Source organism: Streptomyces seoulensis (assembly GCF_022846655.1).
Taxonomy (GTDB): Bacteria; Actinomycetota; Actinomycetes; order Streptomycetales; family Streptomycetaceae; genus Streptomyces.
This window is the reverse complement of the sequence record NZ_AP025667.1, coordinates 42751-65144: the sequence shown is the minus strand read 5'-3', so window position 1 is coordinate 65144 and position 22394 is coordinate 42751. Positions and strand designations below refer to the sequence as shown.

The 22394-nt window shown below is 70.5% G+C and carries 21 protein-coding genes and 2 tRNA genes; 13 read left to right on the top strand and 10 right to left on the bottom strand.

Going from position 1 to position 22394, the window contains the following annotated elements:
* Positions 1-264: 264 nt before the first annotated feature.
* Entirely contained in the window at positions 265-393 is a 129-nt protein-coding gene (locus HEK131_RS00325) for a DLW-39 family protein (RefSeq protein ID WP_217463539.1), read from the top strand.
* A gap of 204 nt (positions 394-597) precedes the next feature.
* Positions 598-1899: a hypothetical protein gene (locus tag HEK131_RS00320; RefSeq protein WP_244333208.1), complete on the top strand. Its 1302-nt coding sequence runs from the start codon at positions 598-600 to the stop codon at positions 1897-1899.
* Here HEK131_RS00320 and HEK131_RS00315 read toward each other — a convergent pair.
* Positions 1863-3134, bottom strand: a complete 1272-nt coding sequence (locus HEK131_RS00315; RefSeq protein ID WP_244333207.1) for a serine/threonine-protein kinase — start codon at positions 3132-3134, stop codon at positions 1863-1865. The genes HEK131_RS00320 and HEK131_RS00315 overlap by 37 nt on opposite strands.
* 85 nt (positions 3135-3219) lie before the next feature.
* Positions 3220-3768, bottom strand: coding sequence for a helix-turn-helix domain-containing protein (locus HEK131_RS00310; protein ID WP_030805968.1), 549 nt, complete (start codon positions 3766-3768; stop codon positions 3220-3222).
* A 180-nt stretch (positions 3769-3948) separates the two neighbouring features.
* Between HEK131_RS00310 and HEK131_RS00305 the strand changes: the two genes are divergently transcribed.
* Positions 3949-4021 (top strand) — tRNA-Ala (locus HEK131_RS00305).
* A 138-nt stretch (positions 4022-4159) separates the two neighbouring features.
* Here the strand turns inward: HEK131_RS00305 and HEK131_RS00300 are convergent.
* On the bottom strand, positions 4160-4855 hold the full coding sequence (locus HEK131_RS00300; RefSeq protein ID WP_244333206.1) for a DUF5324 family protein: 696 nt from the start codon (positions 4853-4855) through the stop codon (positions 4160-4162).
* A 278-nt stretch (positions 4856-5133) separates the two neighbouring features.
* Between HEK131_RS00300 and HEK131_RS00295 the strand changes: the two genes are divergently transcribed.
* Complete coding sequence (locus tag HEK131_RS00295; protein ID WP_217463542.1) at positions 5134-5664, top strand: peptidylprolyl isomerase; 531 nt, start codon at positions 5134-5136, stop codon at positions 5662-5664.
* A gap of 142 nt (positions 5665-5806) precedes the next feature.
* Positions 5807-6718 (top strand): rhomboid family intramembrane serine protease, encoded by a 912-nt coding sequence (locus HEK131_RS00290; RefSeq protein WP_244333205.1) that lies wholly within the window; start codon positions 5807-5809, stop codon positions 6716-6718.
* Positions 6719-6988: 270 nt separating this feature from the next.
* On the opposite strand, the gene crgA is transcribed toward HEK131_RS00290, so the two are convergent.
* Positions 6989-7243, bottom strand: a complete 255-nt coding sequence (gene crgA / locus HEK131_RS00285; RefSeq protein ID WP_244333204.1) for a cell division protein CrgA — start codon at positions 7241-7243, stop codon at positions 6989-6991.
* Between the two features lie 153 nt (positions 7244-7396).
* On the opposite strand from crgA, the gene HEK131_RS00280 reads away from it, so the two are divergent.
* The 5 genes from HEK131_RS00280 (at position 7397) to HEK131_RS00260 (ending at position 11060) form a co-directional block, all read left to right on the top strand.
* A complete protein-coding gene (locus tag HEK131_RS00280; protein WP_217463544.1) occupies positions 7397-8185 on the top strand; it encodes a DUF881 domain-containing protein in 789 nt (262 codons plus the stop codon).
* 202 nt (positions 8186-8387) lie between these two features.
* The gene (locus HEK131_RS00275) at positions 8388-8549 is read left to right on the top strand and encodes a hypothetical protein (protein ID WP_030805941.1); all 162 of its coding nucleotides are present in this window, start codon (positions 8388-8390) and stop codon (positions 8547-8549) included.
* Positions 8546-9187, top strand: a complete 642-nt coding sequence (locus HEK131_RS00270; protein ID WP_161147155.1) for an aminodeoxychorismate/anthranilate synthase component II — start codon at positions 8546-8548, stop codon at positions 9185-9187. The genes HEK131_RS00275 and HEK131_RS00270 overlap by 4 nt, the downstream gene beginning before the upstream one ends.
* Positions 9184-10266, top strand: a complete 1083-nt coding sequence (locus HEK131_RS00265) for a class E sortase (protein WP_244333203.1) — start codon at positions 9184-9186, stop codon at positions 10264-10266. Before HEK131_RS00270 ends, HEK131_RS00265 begins: the two co-directional genes overlap by 4 nt.
* Before the next feature lie 32 nt (positions 10267-10298).
* Positions 10299-11060, top strand: coding sequence for a class E sortase (locus HEK131_RS00260; RefSeq protein ID WP_432215603.1), 762 nt, complete (start codon positions 10299-10301; stop codon positions 11058-11060).
* 91 nt (positions 11061-11151) lie between these two features.
* On the opposite strand, the gene pknB is transcribed toward HEK131_RS00260, so the two are convergent.
* From pknB to HEK131_RS00230, 6 genes are all read right to left on the bottom strand, one after another.
* Positions 11152-13125: a Stk1 family PASTA domain-containing Ser/Thr kinase gene (gene pknB / locus HEK131_RS00255; RefSeq protein ID WP_244333202.1), complete on the bottom strand. Its 1974-nt coding sequence runs from the start codon at positions 13123-13125 to the stop codon at positions 11152-11154.
* Positions 13126-13295: 170 nt separating this feature from the next.
* Entirely contained in the window at positions 13296-14771 is a 1476-nt protein-coding gene (locus tag HEK131_RS00250) for a peptidoglycan D,D-transpeptidase FtsI family protein (RefSeq protein ID WP_217463546.1), read from the bottom strand.
* A gap of 178 nt (positions 14772-14949) precedes the next feature.
* Positions 14950-16416: an FtsW/RodA/SpoVE family cell cycle protein gene (locus HEK131_RS00245; RefSeq protein ID WP_217463547.1), complete on the bottom strand. Its 1467-nt coding sequence runs from the start codon at positions 16414-16416 to the stop codon at positions 14950-14952.
* Between the two features lie 27 nt (positions 16417-16443).
* Positions 16444-17997, bottom strand: a complete 1554-nt coding sequence (locus HEK131_RS00240; RefSeq protein WP_244333201.1) for a Stp1/IreP family PP2C-type Ser/Thr phosphatase — start codon at positions 17995-17997, stop codon at positions 16444-16446.
* Positions 17998-18138: 141 nt separating this feature from the next.
* Entirely contained in the window at positions 18139-18672 is a 534-nt protein-coding gene (locus HEK131_RS00235) for an FHA domain-containing protein FhaB/FipA (RefSeq protein WP_161149522.1), read from the bottom strand.
* A gap of 10 nt (positions 18673-18682) precedes the next feature.
* On the bottom strand, positions 18683-19537 hold the full coding sequence (locus HEK131_RS00230; RefSeq protein ID WP_244333200.1) for an FhaA domain-containing protein: 855 nt from the start codon (positions 19535-19537) through the stop codon (positions 18683-18685).
* A 438-nt stretch (positions 19538-19975) separates the two neighbouring features.
* Here HEK131_RS00230 and HEK131_RS00225 point away from each other — a divergent pair.
* From HEK131_RS00225 to HEK131_RS00215, 3 genes are all read left to right on the top strand, one after another.
* Positions 19976-20059, top strand: a tRNA-Leu gene (locus HEK131_RS00225).
* A gap of 272 nt (positions 20060-20331) precedes the next feature.
* Positions 20332-21834: a DUF2252 domain-containing protein gene (locus tag HEK131_RS00220; protein WP_244333199.1), complete on the top strand. Its 1503-nt coding sequence runs from the start codon at positions 20332-20334 to the stop codon at positions 21832-21834.
* A 37-nt stretch (positions 21835-21871) separates the two neighbouring features.
* Positions 21872-22366, top strand: a complete 495-nt coding sequence (locus tag HEK131_RS00215) for a hypothetical protein (protein WP_244333198.1) — start codon at positions 21872-21874, stop codon at positions 22364-22366.
* Positions 22367-22394: the final 28 nt, after the last annotated feature.

The window sequence follows — 22394 nt, the reverse complement described above, 5'->3', positions numbered from 1 at the left end:
GACGCCCGTGGCGCGTCGATGTTCAGATGAACACCACTCGGATGGGTGCAAGGAGGTGGAAAACCCCTGAAAGTGCCGTCAATCAGGAGGAAGGAAACCCTCTGTGCGGGTGTGATCACCCTCCGATCGCAACAGTGCCGGGCCGCCGCAACCCCTGACAGGGGGCGGGAGTTGGAGGCCGCCGCAGGTCACCGATCGGTCTCGGCCGGTGTGTATAGTCGGGCGCCAGAGGTCCCCTACGTCAACGAAAGACGAGGTCGCGCGGTGAAGAAGCTGCTCCTGGTCGCACTGGCCGCCATCGGCGGTCTCCTTGTGTACCGCCAGATCCAGGCGGATCGCGCCGAGCAGGACCTGTGGACGGAAGCCACCGACTCCGTGCCCACCGGTACCTGAAACCCCGGCACCACGATGTGAACGGACCCCGGTCGCTGAAGCGGCCGGGGTTCCGTGTTGCCGGGCCCCGGCAGGTGGTGTACGCCTCGTCCATGGGGCGCGGACGTTTCGGACGGCCGCGCGAAAACCCTGATGGCGCAAGCGGCACCGGGCAGGATGGGCCCCGGACGGTGCGGACGGTGGCCTAGGGGCAGGGGGCGGCGCATGCGGCGGGGGTTGCGGAACGCGGTGAGGGCCCTGTGCGCGGGGGCCGTGATGTGGACCGTCGCCTGGGTACCCGCCCCGGACGCCCTGGCCGTGCCGAGCGGGACCGGCTACGCCTTCGCGCCCGGTGCCCAAAGCCTCGCGGGCGCACCGGACACCGCCGGAGCGCGGACGCTCACCCCCGGCCGGACCTACCGCAGCTCCCTCCCGGCACACGGCAGGCTCTACTACCGCCTCACCCTGACGTCCAGAGACGATGTCTACGTCCCCGTCACCGCCGTACCTCCGCGCGGCACCGGCGTCGCCGCCACGGACGGCATCCGGGTCTCGCTCCAGGACGCCGACGGCAACCCCTGCTTCTACTCCTCGGCGTCCTTCGGCGCCGGACTGAGCCCCCGGCCCGTCACGGCCGTCGGCCAGCGGGACACCGGCAAGTCCCTGTGCCAGAGCGCCGCCGTGTACTACCTGCTCGTGGAACGCCTGGACGCAAAGAACTCCGACCCGGACCGCTGGGACCTGGAGCTCGCCCCCGCCACCGAACCCGGCCTCGCCGCCACCGGCGGCCCCACCACCCCGCCCCGCTCCTGGAACTCCGCCACCCCTCTCCCGCCCGACGACGCCCCGCGGGAGAGAAGGGGAGGCGACGGCTTCGACGCCGCCCGCCCCCTCGGCCAGGGCGTCTGGCGCACCCGTCTCGCGCCCGGCGACACCCTCTTCTACAAGGTCCCGGTCGACTGGGGCCGCCAGGTGCATGCCGGGGCCGAACTGGACGCCACCACCAGCGGCCACGGCTATGTCGGCGGCGCCCTCACCCTCTCGCTGCTGAACCCGGCGCGCGTCCCCGTCGACGACGTCGCCCTCGGCTACACCGGCACCCGCCGCGCCGCCGCCCTCGCCCCGCTGCCCCCGGTCGAGTACACCAACCGCTACGCCGTCCCGAGCGGCGAGAACGCGGTCCGCTTCGCCGGTGACTACTACCTGGTCGTCCACCTCGGCGAGCGCATGGCGGACTCCTTCGGCTCCGGCCCCTTCGGGGTGACGCTCCGGGTGCGGGTGGACGGAGACGCGCATGCCGGTCCGGAGTACCTGGGGCACTCCGAGCCGGACGACCTCTTCACCGTGACCGCGCAGGACCGTCGGGCCGCGGACACCGGGGACGCCTCGGGCGGCGATCCGGCGATGCGGGCGCTGGCCTACGGCGGGCTCGGCGCCGGTACCGCGCTCCTGCTGGCGCTGGGCGCCTGGACACTGCTGGCCCGGCGCGCTCAGGCGCGGGCCAGCGCCCAGAAACCTATGGCGTAACAGACCAGCGCCAGCAGCAGCACCGGGACCGCCACCCTGGCCGGGGGGCCGGGACGCGGGCGGTGTGGGGCGCGGTGGCCGACGGGAGGGGTGCGTGGCTCCCGGGCGGGCCGGCCGGGAGGAGGGGTGCGCGGGTCGCGGGCGGTGTACGCGGCGGTCTGCGGGTCGGCGGCGGGCCGGGCCGGCCGCGGCGGCGGGAGATGGAAGCTGCCGGTGTCGGACATGGGCAGGCCGACGGCGCCCGAGGACACGGGGGCGGGGACGTTCGGGATCGGTGCGTCGGTCGTGGTGCCGCTGGTGTCCGGTGCGCCGGGTGCCCGGCGTTCCCAGCGCACGTCCACCGCGGCCGCGGGCTTGTGCGGGCCTTCGGGGCCGAAGCCGGGGGGCAGGGGGCCGAGCTGGTCGAAGATCTCGATGGGTTCGTCGTCGGGACCGGGCTCCGGCAGGAGTTCCCTTGCGGCGGCGAGCGCCTTGCGCGCACCCGTGGCCGTGCGGAAGCGGGCGGCGGGGTCGGGCTGGAGCAGGGTGGCGATCACCTGCCACAGCGGCTCGGGCACCCGCGCGGGCGCGCCCGGCGTCCCGTGCTCCAGGAAGTACCGCACGATCTCCTTGCCGTCCGGTTTGGCCCCCTCCAGGAGGTACAGGGCGACCAGGCCCACGGCGAACAGGTCACCGGGGAAGTCGGGTTCGGCCCCCAGTAGTTGCTCGGGCGCCAGATACCCCGGCGTGCCCACCACGAGGTTGGTCTCGGTGAGCCGGGGCTCCCCGAACCGCATGGCGATGCCGAAGTCGGACAGCCTGAGCCTCGGCCGGCCGGTGCCCGTGGCCTCCAGCAGCACGTTGGCGGGCTTGATGTCCCGGTGCACGACCCCCTCGGCGTGCACGGCGCTCAGGCCGGACAGCAACTGGTCCAGCAGGGTGCAGACGAACACCGGCGGAAGGGGGCCGTAGTCGTTGATCAGATGGACCAGTGAGCCGCCGGACACCAGGTCCATGGTGAACATGACCTGGTCGTCGTCGGCCGCCCAGCTCGCCGGTGCCAGCACATGCGGATGATCGATGCGCAGCGCCTGCTCGCGCACGAAGCGCAGCAGGGTGTGGGCGTCGCGCTGCTGGAGCACCTTGGCGGCGACATAGCGCCGTCTGCGGTGGTCCCAGGCGCGCCATACCGCGCCCACACCGCCACGCCCGATCGGGTCGGCAAGCTCGTACCGCCCCGCGAAGACCTCACCCATGACCGTCGCAGCTCCTCCCCCTGGTGTGCTGCCCCGGCCGTACGACCGGGCCCGGTGCCGGACCCCCTCCGGACCGGGCCGGGGGTCAGCTCTGGTGGGACTGGTAGTGCGCGACCGCGTCGGCGGTGCGGCCCGCGCCGTAGACCCGGAGGAACTCTGCCAGTTCGGGGTGGGTCGGGGCGAGGGTGTCCGCGGCGTCGATGATGTCCCCGGCGGCGGCGACCGAGCGCAGCAGCGACTGGATCTCGCGCACCACCCGCTTGACCGTCGGCGCGCCCGAACTGCTCGTCGTCTGCGTGGTGTTGCTCAGCACGGAGCCTCCCTGGGACTTCTTGATCTCGTCCATGCGGTCGGTCGCCTCGGCCGCGCTCACGCTGCCGTCCGCGACCTGGGCGGCCAGCTCCTGCAGGAGCTGCACCCGCTGGACCACGGCCGGGTTGCCGATCTTGGCGCGCTGGCCGCTCATCAACTGCGACAGCATCGGAGCCGACAGCCCCAGAGCGGCGGCGAGCCGGGCCTGATTGAGCCCGAGATCGTCGATGAGCTTACGGAAGAGCGCCCCCAGCGGCTCCCCGTACCAGTTCCGCTGCAGCTCCCGCGCTCTCGCGGTGGCTTCCTGCTGTGCGGCGTCCATTGCGTCTCCCCATCGCTTCCCCAGAAACCGAGGTTCGCTGTAGCGAACCACGTCGAGCATCCTACGGAGCGTGGTCATTCGCGGGGACCCCCAATCTTTTTGCGGGATACGGGGGGTGAACCGGTACTCTGGTCTGCGACGCCCGCCGGGAGCAGGTTCTCCTGCCGGTCGTTCCCTTCCGGGGCCTTAGCTCAGTTGGTAGAGCGCTGTCTTTGCATGGCAGATGTCAGGGGTTCGACTCCCCTAGGCTCCACAGCGAAAGCCCCCTCCGACCTGCGGAAACGCAGATCGGAGGGGGCTTCTTCGTGCCACCGTGGGGACGGGGCTCAGGGTTTCGCGGGGTGCTGTTTCACGTGAAACAGCGGGTGGTGCCCGTGACTTGGGGGTCAGGTCACCTGTTCTCGTCGCCCTCGATGTCTTCGTCGATCTTCGCCTGGACCTCCGGGTCCAGCACGGAGGGGCCGGTGCCGTCGACCGAGTGCAGCCGGGCGGCGTCGGGCATCTCCGTGGCGGCCGGCGGCTCGACCAGCCAGTCCGGGTTGGCCTGGCGGTCCCACCACTGCCACACGGCGTAGGCGCCGCCCGCGAGCAGGCTCGCCAGTGCCACGTACTTCAGCGCCCGGCCCCTGCGGCCCCGGCGCTCGTTGCGGCGGGCCAGGTTCTCGATCTGCTTGGCCGAGACATTGCCCCGCAGCGCGACCAAGGCGGCGGCACTGCGTGCGGCGGCCTCGTCGTACACCGGGGTGGCGGCGGCCACGGCCTGCTCGATCACCGGACGGGACGCCTCGGCCGCCTGCTTGGCGGCCTTGCGGGTGAGCACGGCTGCCTCCTGCGCTGCCTGGTCGACCTTCGGCGGCACATGGGAGAGGGCTCGCTCCACCCGAGGGGCGAGCCGGGCGTCGTACTGAAGGCGTGCCTGGTCGGCCGCCTGGGCGACCACGGGCGCCAGCCGTACACGTGCCTCCTGCGTGTAATGAGCGGCACGCTCCTTGGCCGTGTCGGCATAAGGCGCCACCACGTCCGCTGCGTGCAGCACGCTGTCCTTGGCCGAACCGGTCGCGGCGCGCACGCTGTCGATGCGGGTCACGGGAACCTCCTCCTCGGTGGCGTACGGTATTTCGACTGTCCACCCTGTTACGGATCATGCCTGCCTCGGGCCCACGCAGCATGCGTGGACGGGCATACGGGTGCCGATCTCTGTCGAATTCGTGAAATTCCGGGCAGCCGGCCCCGCTGACGACCCTGCCACGATTCCCCGCCGAGCGCCGCCCGCGCGGGGCCGAACTCGCCGCCGCCCGCCCGGCTCCGGGCCGCCCCGGGCGTGCGAGGATCGGAGGCGAACGGAAAGACAACGGAAGGCAGATCGTGGCCGAGCAGCTTTACGCCACCCTGAAGACGAACCACGGCGACATCAAGATCCGGCTGTTCGCGAACCACACGCCGGCCACGGTGAGGAACTTCGTCGAGCTGGCCCAGGGCGAGCGCTCCTGGAAGCATCCGGGGACGGGCGTGGAGAGCACGGACCGGCTGTACGACGGCACCACCTTCCACCGGGTGATCAGCGGGTTCATGCTGCAGGGCGGCGACCCGCTCGGCACCGGCATCGGCGGCCCCGGCTACCAGTTCCCGGACGAGTTCCACCCCGATCTGTCCTTCAACAAGCCGTATCTGCTCGCCATGGCCAACGCCGGGCCGGGCACCAACGGCTCGCAGTTCTTCATCACGGTCTCGCCGACCACCTGGCTGAACCGCAAGCACACCATCTTCGGCGAGGTCGCCGACCAGGCGAGCCAGAAGGTGGTCGACGCCATCGCCGCCGTCCCCACCGGCCGCAACGACCGTCCGGTCGAGGACGTGGTGATCGAGTCCGTGGTCGTGGAGAAGACCGAGAGCTGACCCGGAAGCTGACCCGGAAGCGCACCCGGCGCCGGTAAATCCCGCATAGGGAACCAAACGCCCCGCTCGTCCGTAAGGATGAGCGGGGGCGGAGCCGCGCCCCCGGAGCTCCGGCGGACGACGCGAGGGACAAGGGGATCTCATGGACCAGGCCGCAGCCGGCGCCCAGGACGCCCGCAGCGTGCCCGGGTGCTACCGCCACCCGGACCGCGAGACCGGTGTGCGCTGCACCCGCTGCGACCGGCCGATCTGCCCCGAGTGCATGGTCGACGCATCCGTCGGCTTCCAGTGCCCCGACTGCGTGCGCGGCGGCACCCCCGGCCCGAGCGGCACCGGACCGGCCGCGGGTCACGTCCCGGCCGACAACCGGCCCCGCACCCTGGCGGGCGGCACCCTGACCAGCGATCCCAGGCTGGTCACCAAGATCCTCATCGGGCTGAACCTGGCTCTCTTCCTGGTGCAGATGTCCGCGGGCGATGTCTTCACCAACCGCCTGGACCTCATCGGCCAGGCTTACGCCGCCCACCTACCCGGCGTGCAGGGTGTCGCCGAGGGCCAGTACTACCGCCTGCTGACCTCGATGTTCCTGCACAGCGGGTACGTCCACATCCTGTTCAACATGCTCAGCCTGTGGTGGATCGGCGGCCCGCTGGAGGCCGCCCTCGGCCGCGCCCGCTACCTCGCGCTCTACCTGATCTCCGGTCTGGCGGGCAGCGCGCTCACCTATCTGCTGGCCGCCCCGAATCAGCCCTCCCTGGGCGCGTCCGGTGCGATCTTCGGCCTGTTCGGCGCCACCGCCGTGCTGCTCCGCCGCCTCCGGTACGACATGCGGCCGGTCATCGTGCTGCTGGTGGTCAACCTGATCATCACGTTCGGCTGGGCGAACATCGCCTGGCAGGCGCACATCGGCGGCCTGGTCGCCGGACTGATCACCGGCGCCGCGATGGTGTACGCCCCACGCGAGCGGCGGGCCCTGGTGCAGTACGGCGCCTGTGCGCTGGTGCTCGTCGTGGTGGCCGTGCTCACCCTGGTGAGAACCGTTCAGCTCACCTGAGACCGAACTTGTCCACAGTGTGTGTCCGATCTTGTGCACACTGTGCGGTAACGACTGTGCCCCCCGCCGCTCGGATGAGTATCCGCAGGTCAGGCAGGGGGCGCTGAGATGGTGAACAGTCGTGGGATGGTGTTTCCGGCGTCAACCGGGGATTAGTTATCCACAGATCGTATTCCTTTTCCCCAGGGGGATGTGGAAACTGCCTTGGCCTGTGGATAACTCAGCGGAGAGCCGTGGGTAGAGCTCGCCGGGACCGGGCCTGGAGCCCGGTCACTTCCACTGGGTGGAGACGCCGAAGCCCGCCGCGATGAAGCCGAAGCCGACGACGATGTTCCAGTTGTCCAGGCTGTCGATCGGCAGCGAGCCGTCGGTCACGTAGAACACCACGATCCACGCCAGGCCGATGAGGAACATGGTCAGCATGACGGGCGCGACCCAGGCGCTGTTGGTGAGCTTGATGGCCTGCGCCTGCTTGACGGGCGGCGGCGTGTAGTCGGCCTTCTTGCGGATACGTGACTTCGGCACGAAGGTCTCTCCCTGTCGATGCGCTGCGTGGCCGCGCAGGTGTCTGGGTCGGGCTCGGGGCAGCGTACGAGGGGACGGCAAGGGCACACTGAGCGCTCCCCCGGACGTCCGTTAGCGTAGTGCTTCCGCGGCGCCGAAGGAGATAAGGGTACGTTGAGCAATTCTGCCGACTCCCAGGGTACGGAATCAATGGGTTCCGCTCCGGCCCGTCGTCCGCGCTTCAGGCCGGTCCGGATTCTCACCGCCGGGGTCTTCGCTCTGGCCGGGCTCATCTTCGTGACCAGCTTCAACACCGCCAAGGGCACCGACCTGCGCACCGACACCTCGCTGCTGAAGCTGTCGGACCTGATCCAGGAGCGCAGCCGGAAGAACCAGGGCCTGGACGAGTCCAACGCCACACTGCGGCACAACGTCGAATCGCTGGCCGAGGGCGACGACGGCAGCAGCCGTGCCCAGGACGAGCGGCTGGGCGGTCTCGAGAAGAGCGCCGGCACCGAGCGGCTCACCGGCAAGGCGGTCACCGTCACCCTCAACGACGCCCCGCCGAACGCCACCGCCAAGCTCCCCGGCTATCCCCCGCCGCAGCCCGACTACCTCGTCATCCACCAGCAGGACCTCCAGGCGGTGGTCAACGCGCTGTGGCACGGCGGCGCCCAAGGCATCAAGGTCATGGACCAGCGGCTGATCTCCACCAGCGCGGTCCGCTGCGTCGGCAACACCCTGATCCTCCAGGGCCGGGTCTACTCGCCCCCGTACAAGATCACCGCTGTGGGTGACCCGGACCGGCTGAAGCAGGCGCTCGCCGCGAGCAAGGCGATCCAGAACTACATGGTGTACGTCAACGTCTACGGCCTCGGCTGGGACGTGGCCGACGAGGGCACCGTCACCCTGCCCGGCTACACCGGCACCGTCGACCTGCACTACGCGACCCCGGTGAAGTAGCCGCAGCTCACCCGGCGACCGCATGTTCGCCCGCCCCGGCGGGCCTGGAGCGGCGCGAAAACGGCACGCTCGTCGTTGAGGTGATCGGGGCCCGGACCCGTATGTCCAGGTGTGCTCCAGGCAGGCCGGTGACGGACCCGGCGCCGTTAGTCTGGTGCCGTACGGCGTGAGTCAGGAGCCGTGGAGGAACGGAAGGGACGGCATGTACGGCTGGATCTGGCGGCATCTGCCGGGCAACGCGTTGGTGAGGGCACTGATCTCGCTCGTGCTCGTCGTGGCCGCGGTCTACGTCCTGTTCCAGTACGTGTTCCCCTGGGCGGAACCGCTGCTGCCCTTCAACGATGTGACGGTGGACAACCAGTGAGCAGCGCGCGGATTCTCGTCGTCGACAACTACGACAGCTTCGTCTTCAACCTCGTCCAGTACCTGTACCAGCTCGGCGCCGAGTGCGAGGTGCTGCGCAACGACGAGGTGACCACGGCCCACGCCCAGGACGGTTTCGACGGCGTCCTCCTCTCGCCCGGACCGGGCACGCCCGAGGAGGCCGGGGTCTGCGTGGACATGGTCCGGCACTGCGCCGCGACCGGCGTCCCGGTCTTCGGGGTCTGCCTCGGCATGCAGTCGATGCAGGTCGCCTACGGCGGTGTGGTCGACCGGGCGCCGGAGCTGCTGCACGGCAAGACCTCGCCCGTGATCCACGAGGGCCGGGGTGTCTTCGCCGGCCTCCCGACGCCGTTCATCGCCACCCGGTACCACTCGCTGGCCGCCGAGCCGGCCACCGTGCCCGCCGAGCTCGAGGTCACCGCCCGCACCGAGGACGGGATCATCATGGGGCTGCGCCACCGTGAACTCCCGGTGGAGGGCGTGCAGTTCCATCCCGAGTCGGTGCTGACCGAGCACGGCCACCGGATGCTGGCCAACTGGCTGGCCGAGTGCGGCGACCGCGACGCGGTGGCGAGGTCGGCGGGGCTCGCCCCGGTGGTGGGCAGGGCCTCGGCGTGACCACGCCGCGCCCGGAGCGCGAGGACGGGTACGGCGGGGTGCCGTACGGGTCCTACGGTCCGGCGTTCATGGGCCCGGCCGATCCGGGAACGGCGCGGATGCCCGCCGTGGACGACTACGCGCCGATGCCCGAACTCCCGCTGGACGACCGGACGATGGCGCTGCGGATGCCCGGTGCGCCGGAGGGCGCGTACGGCTCGCTGAGCGCCTCCGCCGGAGCCTCGGGCGCCGGATCAGCCACCGGAGGCCGCGCGGCCCGCAGGAAGGCCGCCAAGCGTGGCGGCGGGCACGGTGGACGGCGTGGCGGTGGCCGGGACACGGGAGCGGCGGTACCGGCGGGGTCCGGGTCGGGCTCGGGGCGGCCGCTGTCGCGGATGGAGGCCCGGCAGCAGGCGCGGGCGCGCAAGCCGGGGGCGGCGGTCCTGGTGAGCCGGGCGGTCGGCGAAATCTTCATCACCACCGGCGTGGTCATGCTGCTGTTCGTCACCTACCAGCTCTGGTGGACGAACGTCCGGGCGCACGCGGAGGCGGGCAGCGAGACGAGCCAGCTCCAGGACGACTGGGCGAACGGCAAGCGGGCGCCGGGTGCGTTCGAGCCGGGGCAGGGGTTCGCCATCCTGCACATCCCCAAGCTGGACGTGGTCGCGCCGATCGCGGAGGGCGTCAGCAACAAGAACGTGCTCGACAAGGGCATGGTCGGCCACTACGGCGAGGCCCCGCTGAAGACGGCGATGCCGTACGACAAGACGGGCAACTTCGGGCTCGCCGCGCACCGCAACACCCATGGTGAGCCGTTCCGCTACGTCAACCGGCTGGTGGCGGGCGACGCGGTCGTGGTCGAGACGCAGGACGAGTACTTCGTGTACAAGGTGGCGTCGATGCTGCCGGTGACGCCGCCGTCCAACACCAGTGTGCTGAATCCGGTGCCCAAGGGGTCCGGGTTCACCCAGCAGGGGCGGTACATCACCCTGACCACCTGCACGCCCGAGTTCACCAGCAAGTACCGGCTGATCGTCTGGGGCAAGATGGTCGAGGAACGCCCGCGCAGCAAGGGCAAGCCGGACGCGCTCATCCAGTAGCGGCGGTCCGCCGATCAGCCGAAGAGCAGAACATGGGCAGGGGATCTGTGGCAGCGACCGCCGACGGCACCGAAGAGCACACGGCCGCGTCCGGTACGGGCGGGGGCCCGCCGCGGGGGCAGGGGCCGATCGCCCTCGCGGTCAGCTTCCTCGGGGAACTCCTCATCACGGCCGGGATCGTGCTCGGTCTCTTCGTCGTCTACTCGCTGTGGTGGACGAACGTCGTCGCCGACCGGCACGCCGACCGGCAGGCCGACAAGGTCCGCGACAACTGGGCGCACGCCAGCACCGGCCCCGGCGCGCTGGACACCAAGCAGGGCATCGGCTTCCTCCATGTCCCGGCCATGCGCAACGGCACCGTGCTGGTGGAGAAGGGCACCTCTCCGGACGTCCTCGACGAGGGTGTGGCCGGCTACTACACCGACCCGGCCAAGGCCACGCTCCCGATGACCGGCAAGAAGGGCAACTTCACCCTCGCCGCCCACCGCGACGGCCACGGCGCCAAGTTCCACAACATCGACAAGGTGCGGGAGGGCGACCCGGTCGTCTTCGAGACCAAGGACGAGTGGTACGTCTACAAGGTCTACTCGGTCCTCCCCGAGACCTCGAAGTACAACGTCGACGTCCTCGCCCAGGTCCCGAAGGAATCCGGCAAGGCCGAGCCGGGCCACTACATCACCCTGACGACCTGCACCCCGGTCTACACGAGCCGCTACCGCTACGTGGTCTGGGCGGAACTGGTCCGCACCGAGAAGGTGGACAGCGACCGGACGCCTCCGAAGGAACTGCGCTGACCGACGCCCTCCAGGGCACGAGCGGAGAACGACACAGTCCCCCGGCACCGAATGGGTGCCGGGGGACTGTGTCGTCGGTACGCGGGGCGGGTCAGCCGTTCTGGCCGCCGAAGATGCCGCCGCCGTTGTTGCCACCCTGGCTCACGACCCCGAGGGTCACGGTGTCGCCCTTGTTGACCGGGGTGCCGGGCTGGGGGTTCTGCTGGAAGACCAGGCCGTTCTCGTCTCCGGCGCCCGGCCCCTGGGCCTGGACCTGGAGGCCGAGGTCGGTGAGGGCCTTGCGGGCGTCCTTGAGGGCCTGGTTGCGGACCTCGGGCACCTGGACCTGCTGCGGGGTGTCGTTCTTGCCCACGCTGACGGACACCGGGGTGTTCTTCTTGACCTGCGTGCCGGCCGGCGGGTTGGTGCTCTGGACCTTGCCGTTCTGGGCCGGGTCGGCCACGGGCTGGTCGTTGCAGGTCGGGGCGAGGCCCGCCTGCTGGAGGGCGGCCTTGGCCTCGTCACAGGTCTTGCCGGTGACGTCCGGAACCGCGATCTTCTCCTCCGCCTTGGCGACGATCAGAGTGATCTTCGAGCCCTTCTGGACCTCGTTGCCGCCGACGGGGTTCTGGTCGAGAACGTTGCCGGGGGTGTCGCTGGAGACGCGGAGCTCCTTCTTCACCGTGAGCTGGTAGTCGTCGCCTTCCAGCTTGTCCCTGGCGTCGTCGAAGCTGAGCCCGATGACGCTCGGGACCGTCACCTTGGGCGCGCCCGTGGAGACGGACAGGTTGACGGTGTCGTCCTTCTTGACGTCCGAGCCGGCCGCCGGGTCCTGCGTACAGATCTTGTTCTTGGGCTGGTTGTCACACGGCTTGCGTGTGATGTCGCCCAGCTTCAGATCCGAGGCCTCCGCCATCTTCCGGGCGTCCTCGAGGGAGCTGCCCACGAAGTTCGGCGCCTGGAACGGTTTCTCGGGCTTGCCGGAGAAGATCCACATCCCGATCAGGACGGCGCCGACGAGCACCAGCACGCCCGCGACCGCGAGCAGGATCGTGGAGGTGTTGTTGCTCTTCTTCTGCTGGCGCCGCCGGTCGGGCCGGTCGTCGTAGCCGTAGCCGCCGTCGTCCGGGTTCATCGGCGGGAGCATCGTCGTCGCCCCGGCCGGCTCCTGCCGCATGGCGGTGGTGGCCTGGTCGTCGGCGTAGCCGTAGCCGACCGTGCTCATGGCCGCGGTCGCGGCGACGGGCTGGCCGTCGAGGCACGCCTCGATGTCGGCGCGCATCTCGTCGGCCGACTGGTAGCGGTAGTCCGGGTCCTTGGTCAGCGCCTTGAGGACGATCGCGTCCATCTCCGGCGTGATCTCGGGGTCGAACACGCTCGGCGGCTGCGGCTCCTCGCGGACGTGCTGGTAGGCCACGGCCACCGGGGAGTCGCCGACGAACGGCGGACGGACGGTCAGCAGCTCGTAGAGGAGGCAGCCCGTGGAGTACAGGTCGGAACGGGCGTCGACCTGCTCGCCCTTGGCCTGCTCCGGCGAGAGGTACTGGGCGGTGCCGATCACGGCCGCGGTCTGCGTCATCGTCATCCCGGAGTCGCCCATGGCGCGGGCGATGCCGAAGTCCATCACCTTGACCTGACCGTTGCGGGTCAGCATGACGTTCGCCGGCTTGATGTCCCGGTGGACGATGCCGCTGCGGTGGGCGTACTCCAGGCCCTGGAGGATGCCGATGGTCATCTCCATCGAGCGCTCGGGCAGCAGCTTGCGCCCGGAGTGCAGCAGCTCACGGAGCGTGGAGCCGTCGACGTACTCCATCACGATGTACGGGATCGAGACCCCGTCGATGTAGTCCTCGCCCGTGTCGTAGACCGCGACGATCGCGGGATGGTTGAGCGAGGCGGCAGACTGGGCCTCCCGGCGGAACCGGGCCTGGAAGGACGGATCACGCGCGAGGTCCGCGCGCAGCGTCTTCACCGCCACGGTGCGGCCGAGGCGGGTGTCATGCGCGAGGTAGACCTCGGCCATGCCACCACGGCCGAGCACGTGGCCCAGCTCGTACCGGCCGCCTAGGCGACGCGGCTCTTCCATAGCTACTTACCAGCCCTCTCCGTCGGTCCCGGCCGGCACGGGTGTGCGCGGCCGGAGCTGCCGTCCGGGCCTACCGTACCCGGCTCGCTCTGTGTGACCTGGCCAAGCCGGTAACCCGATACCGGACCGGTATCGCAACGTGCGCCGATGTGAAGGACACGTGAGCGGGGTCACTTCTTGGAGTTGATGACCGCCTCCATGACGTTCTTCGCGATCGGGGCGGCCAGGCCGCCGCCGGAGATGTCGTCGCGGACGGCGTTGTCGTCCTCGATGACCACGGCCACGGCCACCGGAGCGCTGTGGTCGGGCAGCTTGGCGTAGGAGATGAACCACGCGTAGGGGTTCTCGCTGTTCTCCACACCGTGCTGCGCGGTACCGGTCTTGCCGCCCACGGTCACGCCGTTGATCTGCGCGTTCTTACCGGTGCCGTCCTTGACGACGGTCTCCATCATCGACTGCAGGATCTGCGCGTTGCCCGGCGACAGCGGCTGGTTCAACTCCTGCGGCTCGGTCTTCTCGATCGGGTCGATGCCGGAGGACTGCAGCGAGTCCACCATGTACGGCTTCATCAGCTTGCCGTCGTTGGCGACCGCGGAGGCGACCATGGCCATCTGCAGCGGGGTCGCGGCGGTGTCGAACTGGCCGATGGAGGACAGCGCGGTCTGCGAGTCGTTCATGTCCTTGCCGAACACCGAGGCGTTGGCGCGGGTCGGCGTGAAGTGCTCCGAGGTGAAGCCGAACTTCTTCGCCTCTTCCAGCATCTTGTCGTTGCCGAGGTCGGCGCCGATCTTGCCGAAGACGGTGTTGCAGGAGAACTGGAGCGCGACGCGCATGGTCGCGTCCTTGCAGGGGATGTTGCCCTCGTTCTTCAGCTCGGTCTGCGTGCCGGGCATGACCCAGGGCAGCGGGCTGTCCGTCTTCTGGTCGGCCGAGGAGTACTTGCCGCTCTCCAGCGCCGCGGCGGCGGTGACCACCTTGAAGGTCGAGCCGGGCGGGTAGGTCTCGCGCAGCGCCCGGTTGAGCATCGGGTCGGCGGAGTCGCTCTTCTTCTGGAGCTTCCCCCAGGCCGCCGCGTCGCCGTCACGGGAACCCGCGAAGGACGACGGGTCGTACGAGGGGTACGAGGCCAGCGAGAGGATCTTGCCGGTGGAGGGCTCCAGCGCGACGACCGCGCCCTTGCCGCCCTGGTTCTTCAGCCCGGCGTACGCGGCCTTCTGGGCCGCGGCGTTGAGCGTGGTGACGACGTTGCCGCCCTGCTTGGGCTTGCCGGTCAGCATGTCCAGGGTGTTGCGGAAGAACAGCCGGTCGTCGTTGCCGGTCAGGATGCCGTCGTTGATCTTCTCGAGCTGGGTGCTGTCGAACGCCTGGGAGGAGTAGCCGGTGACCGGGGCCCACATGGGCCCGTTCTTGTACGTGCGCTTGTACTTGAAGTCGCCGGCCTTGGTCTCGACCGAACCCGTTATCGGCTCGCCGTCCACGATGATGTCGCCGCGCGGGGCGGCGTAGCGCTCGATGGCGACCCGGCGGTTGTCCCCGGCGGTGCGGAGCTCGTCGGCCTTCACGTACTGGAGCCAGTTGTCGCGGATCAGCAATGCCAGGACGAGCAGTCCGCAGAAGATTGCGATGCGGCGCAGGGGCTTGTTCACGTCCGGCCTTTCCACGAGCTGACAGGGGCGGCGCCTGTCGCTTCGGTCTCTCGGTGTCGCTGGTGCTGGCCCCCGTCCCTGGCCGCCCACAGTCTAGGGGCACCGTCTGTGGACGCGGACGCTCCGGCAGCCGGGCGACGGGACCCGCCCAGAGGTACGGTCCCGTCGCCCGCCGCGCTCACTGCGGGTCGGGCCCGGTGGCGCCGGGCCGCACGATCTGCGTCATCTCGGCGTCGGGGCTGGCGGCCGGGCTGGGCGCGGGGCGCCGTGCCGTGTCGCTGATGCGGATCAGGATGCCGATGAGCGCCCAGTTGGCGATGACGGACGAACCGCCGTACGCGAGGAAGGGCATCGTCATACCGGTCAGCGGGATGAGACCCATCACACCGCCGGCGACGACGAACACCTGGAGGGCGAAGGCGCCGGACAGGCCCACCGCGAGCATCTTGCCGAAGGGGTCGCGGGCGGCGAGGGCGGTGCGCACACCGCGCTCGACGATCAGGCCGTAGATCAGCAGGATCGCCATGAGGCCCGCCAGGCCCAGCTCCTCGCCGAAGGTGGCGAGGATGAAGTCGGAGTTGGCGGCGAAGCGGATCAGTTCGGAGTGGCCCTGGCCCCAGCCGGTGCCGAGGGTGCCGCCGGAGCCGAACGCCCACAGGGCCTGCTGGAGCTGGTCGGAGTGCACACCGGTGACGCCCGGCGTACGGCTCAGCTCGTACTCGTGGAACGGGTTGAGCCATGCCTGGACACGAACCTGGATGTGCGGCTCGAAGCTCGCCACGCCGACCGCGCCCGCCGCCGACATCAGCAGACCGAAGACGATCCAGCTCGTCCGCTCGGTGGCCACGTACAGCATGATCACGAACATGCCGAAGAACAGCAGCGAGGTGCCGAGGTCCGTCTCGAAGACCAGGATCAGGATCGAGATGAACCAGACGACCAGGATCGGGCCGAGGTCGCGGCCGCGCGGCAGGTAGAGGCCCATGAAGCGGCGGCTGGCCAGTGCGAGCGCGTCCCGCTTGACCATCAGATAGCCCGCGAAGAACACCGCCAGCACGATCTTGGCGAACTCGCCCGGCTGGATGGTGAAGCTGCCGATCTGGATCCAGATCTTGGCGCCGTAGACGTTGGCGCCGAGGCCGGGGACCAGCGGGAGCAGCAGCAGGAACAGCGCGACCACCATGGAGATGTAGGTGTAGCGCTGGAGCGTGCGGTGTTCCTTGAGGAAGATCAGCACGACCACGAACAGTGTGATGCCCATGGCGGTGTAGATCAGCTGGTTGGTCGCCTTGCCGCCCGCGACATGGATCGACTGCAGCAGCTTGGACTGGTCCAGCCGCCAGATGGCGACCAGGCCGAGCCCGTTGAGCAAGGTGGCCAGCGGCAGCAGCAGCGGGTCGGCGTACGGGGCGAACTTGCGCACCGCGAGGTGGGCGACGCCGGCCAGCAGACCGAGGCCGAAGCCGTAGCCGAGCAGGCCCGCGGGGACCTGGTCGTTGAGGGCCAGGCCCACGTTGGCGTAGGCGAACACCGGGATGACCACGGCGAAGATCAGCAGGGCCAGCTCGGTGTTGCGGCGGCTCGGCGCACCGATCGAGCCGATCGTGGACGTCTGGTGCGTCGGCGTGTTCGTAGTACTGCTCATCGTGTGACGGGGCCTCTCACGGCTTGCCTACTGCTTGCCGCACTGATCGGCGACCTTCTGCTCATCCTCGGAGAGGCTGGGGCCGGGCCGGGGAGTGGCGGTTGCGGTCGGGGACTTCGAGGGCGACGCCGGGGACTTCGACGAGGAGGCCGAGGGGTCCGGCGTGGGGCTGGCCTTGGTGAAGGCGGTCTTGGTGGCACCGGTGGCGCCGCCGGTCGCGCCCTGGCCCGTCTTGGAGCTCTGCTGCTCGCGCTCGGCGGCGGCGCGCTCGGACTCCTTGCGGCAGGCGGACGCCTGCGTGGAGAGCGCCTCCACCTTGGAGCGGGCCTGGGGCAGGCCGCCCGCCACCACGATCGTGTTCTTGACCTGCTTCTGCTGGTAGGGCGGCAGGTACTTGAGTTCGATCTCGGGGTGGTCCTGCTCGACCTTGGACAGCGAGACCCAGGCGAGGTCCTGGCTGATGCCCCGGTAGAGCGCGACGTGTTCGCCGTTGATACCGACGTAGTACTGGGTCTGGGTCCAGCGCCAGCCGCCGTAGACGGCGCCGCCGATCACCGCGAGGGCGACGGCGCTCCAGAGGGAACGCTTCAGCCAGCGGCGGCCCTTGCGGGGCTTGGTGAAGTCCTCGTCGGAGTAGTCGCCGAAGGAGCCCTCGGGGGCGTACTCGTCGGTGCCGCCGGGGGACTGGCCGTGCCTGCCGCCGCCACCCTGCCTGCGGCCCTGGCGGCCGAGGTTCGAGGCGCGGCCGGCCGGGGTCTGCATGATCCCGTTGTCGGGGTTCAGGTGGTGCTGGTTCTCGGCCACGGCGCCGACCACGACCGGGGTGTCGGAGAGCTGCCCGGCGAGGGTGTCACCGGTCTCCAGGTCGAGCACGTCGGCGACGATCACCGTGATGTTGTCGGGGCCGCCGCCGCGCAGCGCGAGCTGGATCAGCTCCTGCACGGTCTCCTGCGGGCCCTGGTAGCTGGCGAGCGCCTCCTCCATCGTCTGGTGGGAGACGACGCCGGAGAGCCCGTCGGAGCAGATCAGGTAGCGGTCGCCGGCGCGGACCTCGCGGATGGAGAGGTCGGGCTCGACGTGGTCGCCGCTGCCGAGGGCGCGCATCAGCAGCGCGCGCTGCGGGTGGGCGTCGGCCTCCTCCTCGGTGATCCGGCCCTCGTCGACCAGGCGCTGCACCCAGGTGTGGTCCTGGGTGATCTGGCTGAGCATGCCGTCGCGCAGCAGGTAGGCGCGTGAGTCGCCGACGTGCACGAGGCCGAGCCGCTGGCCGGTCCACAGCAGGGCGGTCAGGGTGGTGCCCATGCCCTCGAGCTGGGGGTCCTCCTCGACCATGGTGCGCAACTGTTCGTTGGCACGGCGCGCGGCGTTGCCGAGCGAGGTGAGGATGTCGGAGCCGGGCACGTCGTCGTCGAGCGTGACCAGGGTGGAGATGACCTCCGAGGAGGCGACCTCACCAGCGGCCTGGCCGCCCATGCCGTCGGCGATGGCGAGCAGGCGCGGACCGGCGTAACCGGAGTCCTCGTTGCCCTCCCGGATCATGCCCTTGTGCGATCCGGCGGCGAAGCGCAGTGACAGGCTCATGCGCACCTCGCCAGTCGGCTCCGGGTACAGCCGGTCGTGTCGAGCCACACTGCCCACCCTCCGGTCGGGAGCGCGGCGGGGACCGGATTGCGATCCGCCGCCGCGTGCTCGCTCCGCTCGCGCTCATTCATTGGTGTAGCACTACTTCCGCAGCTCGATGACGGTCTTGCCGATGCGGATCGCACCGCCCAGCGGGACCGGCGTCGGGGTCGTCAGCCGGGACCGGTCCAGGTACGTGCCGTTGGTGGAACCGAGGTCCTCCACGATCCACTGACCGTCACGGTCGGGGTAGATCCTGGCATGCCTGCTGGAGGCGTAGTCGTCGTCCAGCACGATCGTCGAGTCGTGCGCGCGGCCCATGGTGATGGTCTGGCCCTGGAGCGCGACGGTGGTCCCGGCGAGGGTGCCCTCGGTGACGACGAGCTTGCTGGGCGCGTTGCGCCGCTGGCGGCCACCGCTCTGCTGGGCCCGCTGTCCACGCTGGCCGCGCTGTTGCGGCGGCGCGGACTGCTGCCGGGCGGCGGTCTGCGGGCGCGTGGCTTCCCTGCGCGATCCCCGCTGTGTGACACGCGTACCGAACAGATCGCTGCGGATGACCTGCACGGCCACGATGACGAACAGCCACAGTACGGCCAGGAAACCCAGCCGCATGACCGTGAGGGTCAGCTCTGACATTGCCCCCGCTTCACCCTTCGGCTTGCCTATAGATAACGGTGGTGCTGCCCACGACGATCCGCGAGCCGTCGCGGAGCGTAGCGCGGGTGGTGTGCTGCCCGTCCACCACGATGCCGTTGGTGGAGCCGAGGTCCTGGACGGTCGAGGGCGTTCCGGTCCGGATCTCACAGTGCCGGCGGGAGACGCCGGGGTCGTCGATCCGTACATCTGCCTCGGTGCTGCGGCCCATCACCAGGGTCTGGCGGGAGATCTGGTGGCGGGTGCCGTTGACCTCGACCCAGTACCGGGTCGCGCCGCCGCCCATCGGGGCGGCCGAGGGCCGCTGGGTGGCGGGCTGGGGGTAGCCGTAGCCGCCGGGCCGGGCGCCGGGAGGCGGCGCGGACGGCATCGGGGGGGCTCCGGCGGGCGGGTAGCCGTACCCGCCCTGGGGGGCCTGGGGACCCGCGGGGCCCGGGCCGCCGGACTGGGGGGCCTGGGGCTCCTGGCTGCTGGAGGAGGCGAGGGTGCGGCTGCGCACCCGGTACAGACCGGTGTCCAGGTCGGGGGCCTTCTCCAGGGTGACCTTGATCGGCCCCATGAAGGTGTAGCGCTGCTGCTTGGCGTAGTCGCGGACCATTCCGGCCAGCTCGTCGCCGAGCTGTCCGGAGTAGGGGCTGAGCCGCTCGTGGTCGGGCGTGCTCAGTTCCACGATGAAGTCGTTGGGGACCACGGTCCGGTCGCGGTTCCAGATGGTCGCGTTGTTGTCGCACTCCCGCTGGAGCGCGCCGGCGATCTCCACCGGCTGGACCTCGGACTTGAACACCTTGGCGAAGGTGCCGTTGACCAGACCTTCGAGGCGCTGCTCGAATTTCTTCAGGACTCCCATGGGGCACCTCCTCCGTCGCTGCCGTTCTGCCGTGCCGTGCTCGGCGCGGCAGCCTCGCCGGTACTGCTCACTGATCGTATCTACGCGCCCGGCAATCAGCCGGTTCCCCCAGCGGCTCCCCTTCGAACTCCTTCGGAGGAGGATCGTAGAGGCGGCCTTGCTCCAGTGTCCCGCACCCGGCGGCCGGTCCGGTCCCCCTGTGGATGAGATGGCCGGGACCGGTACGAGGTTGATACCTGAACAGCTTTCTCCACAGGGGCGGGGCTCGCGGGGCGCCCGCCGGGGCCGGCGTGCGGTGCGGGTTCATGGGCGGGGCGGGACAGATGGCCAGGTGGGGGGCCTGCAGAAGGGATGTGATTCCACCCCGTGGGCCGTGCTAATGTTCTGCATGTCGGAAGGGGCCAGCCCGCAAGGGCCGAACCGGAAGACACACCCAATGCGCGGGTGGCGGAATAGGCAGACGCGCTGGATTCAGGTTCCAGTGCCCGAAAGGGCGTGGGGGTTCAACTCCCCCCTCGCGCACAACAGTCAAGTGGGCGGCATCGTGAAGATGCCGCCCACTTTGGCGTTTCCGACCAGAGGCTCCTCCGGCGACTGCTTGTGAGGAAGGTCTCAGGAGTCCGGAGCCGGACGGAAGTTGGCCGGAGCGCGGGCGCCGGGCTTCTCTCGGACCTCGCCGGGCTTCTCTCGGACCTCTCAACGTGGTCTTCGGCAGCCCTTGCTGGTGCGGAGAGGCCGGGGGATGTCCGCAACCGGCGAGTTGTCCACAGGGTCTGACGCGTTTCGGTCACCGCATGTACCTTCTGCACGAGTTGATGTTCGAGACGCTCGTGCGGGGCGTGGGCGGTCTGGGTGCGGGGGAGGCGGTCGTGGTGGCCGGAGCCGGAGTGGAGCTCGCCGACGCGGCGCTGGAGAGCCGGGTGCCACGGCTGCGCGGGTTCGCGCAGTGGCCGCCGGACGGCTCCGCCAAGCACCAGGGCAAGGCGCTGCGGGCCGACGTACCCCGCGCCTCCCACCGGGACCTCGTGCTGGACGGCGCCCGTCCGGACGCGGTCGCCGCGGTCGAGGAGTCCAACACCGGGCGCATCCCCGAGCTGACCCCGATCCGGGTGGGCCGTATGGCCGCGTCCCCCTTCGCCTTCCTGCGCGGCTCGGCCGGCCTCATGGCGTACGACCTGGCCCGCACCCCGGCGACCGGCATCGGTACCCAGCTCTGCGGCGACGCCCACGCGGCCAACTTCGGTCTGTACGGGGACGCGCGCGGTGGTCTGGTCATCGACCTCAACGACTTCGACGAGACCGTGCACGGCCCGTGGGAGTGGGACCTCAAGCGGCTCGCCGCTTCGCTGGTGCTCGCCGGGCGTGAGGCCGGGGCCGACGAGGACACCTGCCGTGCCGCCGCGCGGGACGCCGTGGGCGCGTACCGGCGCACGATGAGACTGCTCGCCAAGCTGCCCGCGCTCGACGCCTGGAACGCCATCGCGGACGAGGAGCTCGTCTCCCACACCGACGCCCATGATCTGCTCGGCACCCTGGAGCGGGTCGCCGCGAAGGCGCGGGCCAACACCAGCGGCCGCTTCGCCGCCAGGTCGACGGAGGAGACGGAGGACGGCGGCCGCCGCTTCGTCGACGCCCCGCCGGTGCTGCGCCGGGTCCCGGACCGAGAGGCCGCCGCCGTCGCCGCCTCGCTGGAGCCGTATCTGTCGACGCTGGGCGCGGACCGGCTGCCGCTGCTCGCCCGGTACGCGGTGCAGGACGTGGCCTTCCGCGTCGTCGGCACCGGCAGCGTCGGCACCCGTTCCTACGTCGTGCTGCTCCTCGACCATCGCGGCGAGCCGCTCGTCCTCCAGGTGAAGGAGGCCCGGCCCTCCGCGCTCGCCCCGCACCTGGCCACCGCGGGCTTCCCGGTTCCGCCCGCCGAGCACGAGGGGCGCCGCGTGGTCCTCGGGCAGAAGCGGATGCAGGTCGTCAGCGACATATTGCTCGGCTGGACCACCGTGGACCGACTTCCCTTCCAGGTGCGCCAGTTCCGCAACCGCAAGGGCAGCGTCGACCCCGCCGCCCTCGCCGCCGACCAGGTCGACGACTACGGCCGGATGACCGGCGCCCTGCTGGCCCGGGCCCACTCGCACAGCGCCGATCCCCGCCTCATCGCCGGCTACTGCGGCAAGAACGAGGAACTGGACGACGCCGTCGCCGACTTCGCCACCGCCTACGCCGACCGCACCGAGGCCGACCACGCCGAGTTGGCCGCGGCGGTGCGTTCCGGGCGGATCGCGGCCGAGACGGGAGTGTGACCGGCGATGCCGGAAAGACGCGGACCGGGGTGGTGAGATGAAGTACGTCGAGCTGCGCGGCGGCGGCAGCGAGGAGCCGGTGCTCGCCGACCCCCGCCCCTATCTCGCCCGGCTTCCCGGCATCGCGGCCGGACTCCCGCCCGGCGCCCGTGCCTTCGCCACCGACCCGGCGCACTACGACCCCGAGGCCAAGCGCTGCGTCCGCGACCTGCTGCCCACGCGGGTGAGCCGCACGGCGGAGGGCGATGTCGAGATCCGCTTCCGGCACAACTGCTTCCGCCATGAGGAGGACCTGCTCGTCCGCTACACCGGCGTCTCCCGCTTCCAGTCGGACGTGCTGGACGTGTGCGACCCGGCCTCGCTGGGCGATGTGATCCTCGACGAGATCCTGCCGCTGCCCGGCGGCTGCACCCACGAGGTGGCCTGTCGCCCCGGCCGGCTGGTGGTGGCCTGCCGGGACCTGGTGGCGGAGTGGGTACCGGCCGCCTGCCCGGACACGGGTTCCGACCTGGGAGCCGAGGAGGGGGCGTAGGCGGTGCGGGCGTGGTGGAGGGGAGTTG

Coding starts and splice junctions, on each gene's coding strand:
- HEK131_RS00320 (WP_244333208.1), top strand. CDS start 598: ATGCGGCGGGGGTTGCGGAACGCGGTGAGGGCCCTGTGCGCGGGGGCC.
- HEK131_RS00215 (WP_244333198.1), top strand. CDS start 21,872: ATGAAGTACGTCGAGCTGCGCGGCGGCGGCAGCGAGGAGCCGGTGCTC.
- HEK131_RS00290 (WP_244333205.1), top strand. CDS start 5,807: ATGGACCAGGCCGCAGCCGGCGCCCAGGACGCCCGCAGCGTGCCCGGG.
- HEK131_RS00260 (WP_432215603.1), top strand. CDS start 10,299: ATGGGCAGGGGATCTGTGGCAGCGACCGCCGACGGCACCGAAGAGCAC.
- HEK131_RS00220 (WP_244333199.1), top strand. CDS start 20,332: ATGTACCTTCTGCACGAGTTGATGTTCGAGACGCTCGTGCGGGGCGTG.
- HEK131_RS00245 (WP_217463547.1), bottom strand. CDS start 16,416: ATGAGCAGTACTACGAACACGCCGACGCACCAGACGTCCACGATCGGC.
- pknB (WP_244333202.1), bottom strand. CDS start 13,125: ATGGAAGAGCCGCGTCGCCTAGGCGGCCGGTACGAGCTGGGCCACGTG.
- HEK131_RS00275 (WP_030805941.1), top strand. CDS start 8,388: ATGTACGGCTGGATCTGGCGGCATCTGCCGGGCAACGCGTTGGTGAGG.
- HEK131_RS00310 (WP_030805968.1), bottom strand. CDS start 3,768: ATGGACGCCGCACAGCAGGAAGCCACCGCGAGAGCGCGGGAGCTGCAG.
- HEK131_RS00315 (WP_244333207.1), bottom strand. CDS start 3,134: ATGGGTGAGGTCTTCGCGGGGCGGTACGAGCTTGCCGACCCGATCGGG.
- HEK131_RS00240 (WP_244333201.1), bottom strand. CDS start 17,997: ATGAGCCTGTCACTGCGCTTCGCCGCCGGATCGCACAAGGGCATGATC.
- HEK131_RS00230 (WP_244333200.1), bottom strand. CDS start 19,537: ATGGGAGTCCTGAAGAAATTCGAGCAGCGCCTCGAAGGTCTGGTCAAC.
- HEK131_RS00235 (WP_161149522.1), bottom strand. CDS start 18,672: ATGTCAGAGCTGACCCTCACGGTCATGCGGCTGGGTTTCCTGGCCGTA.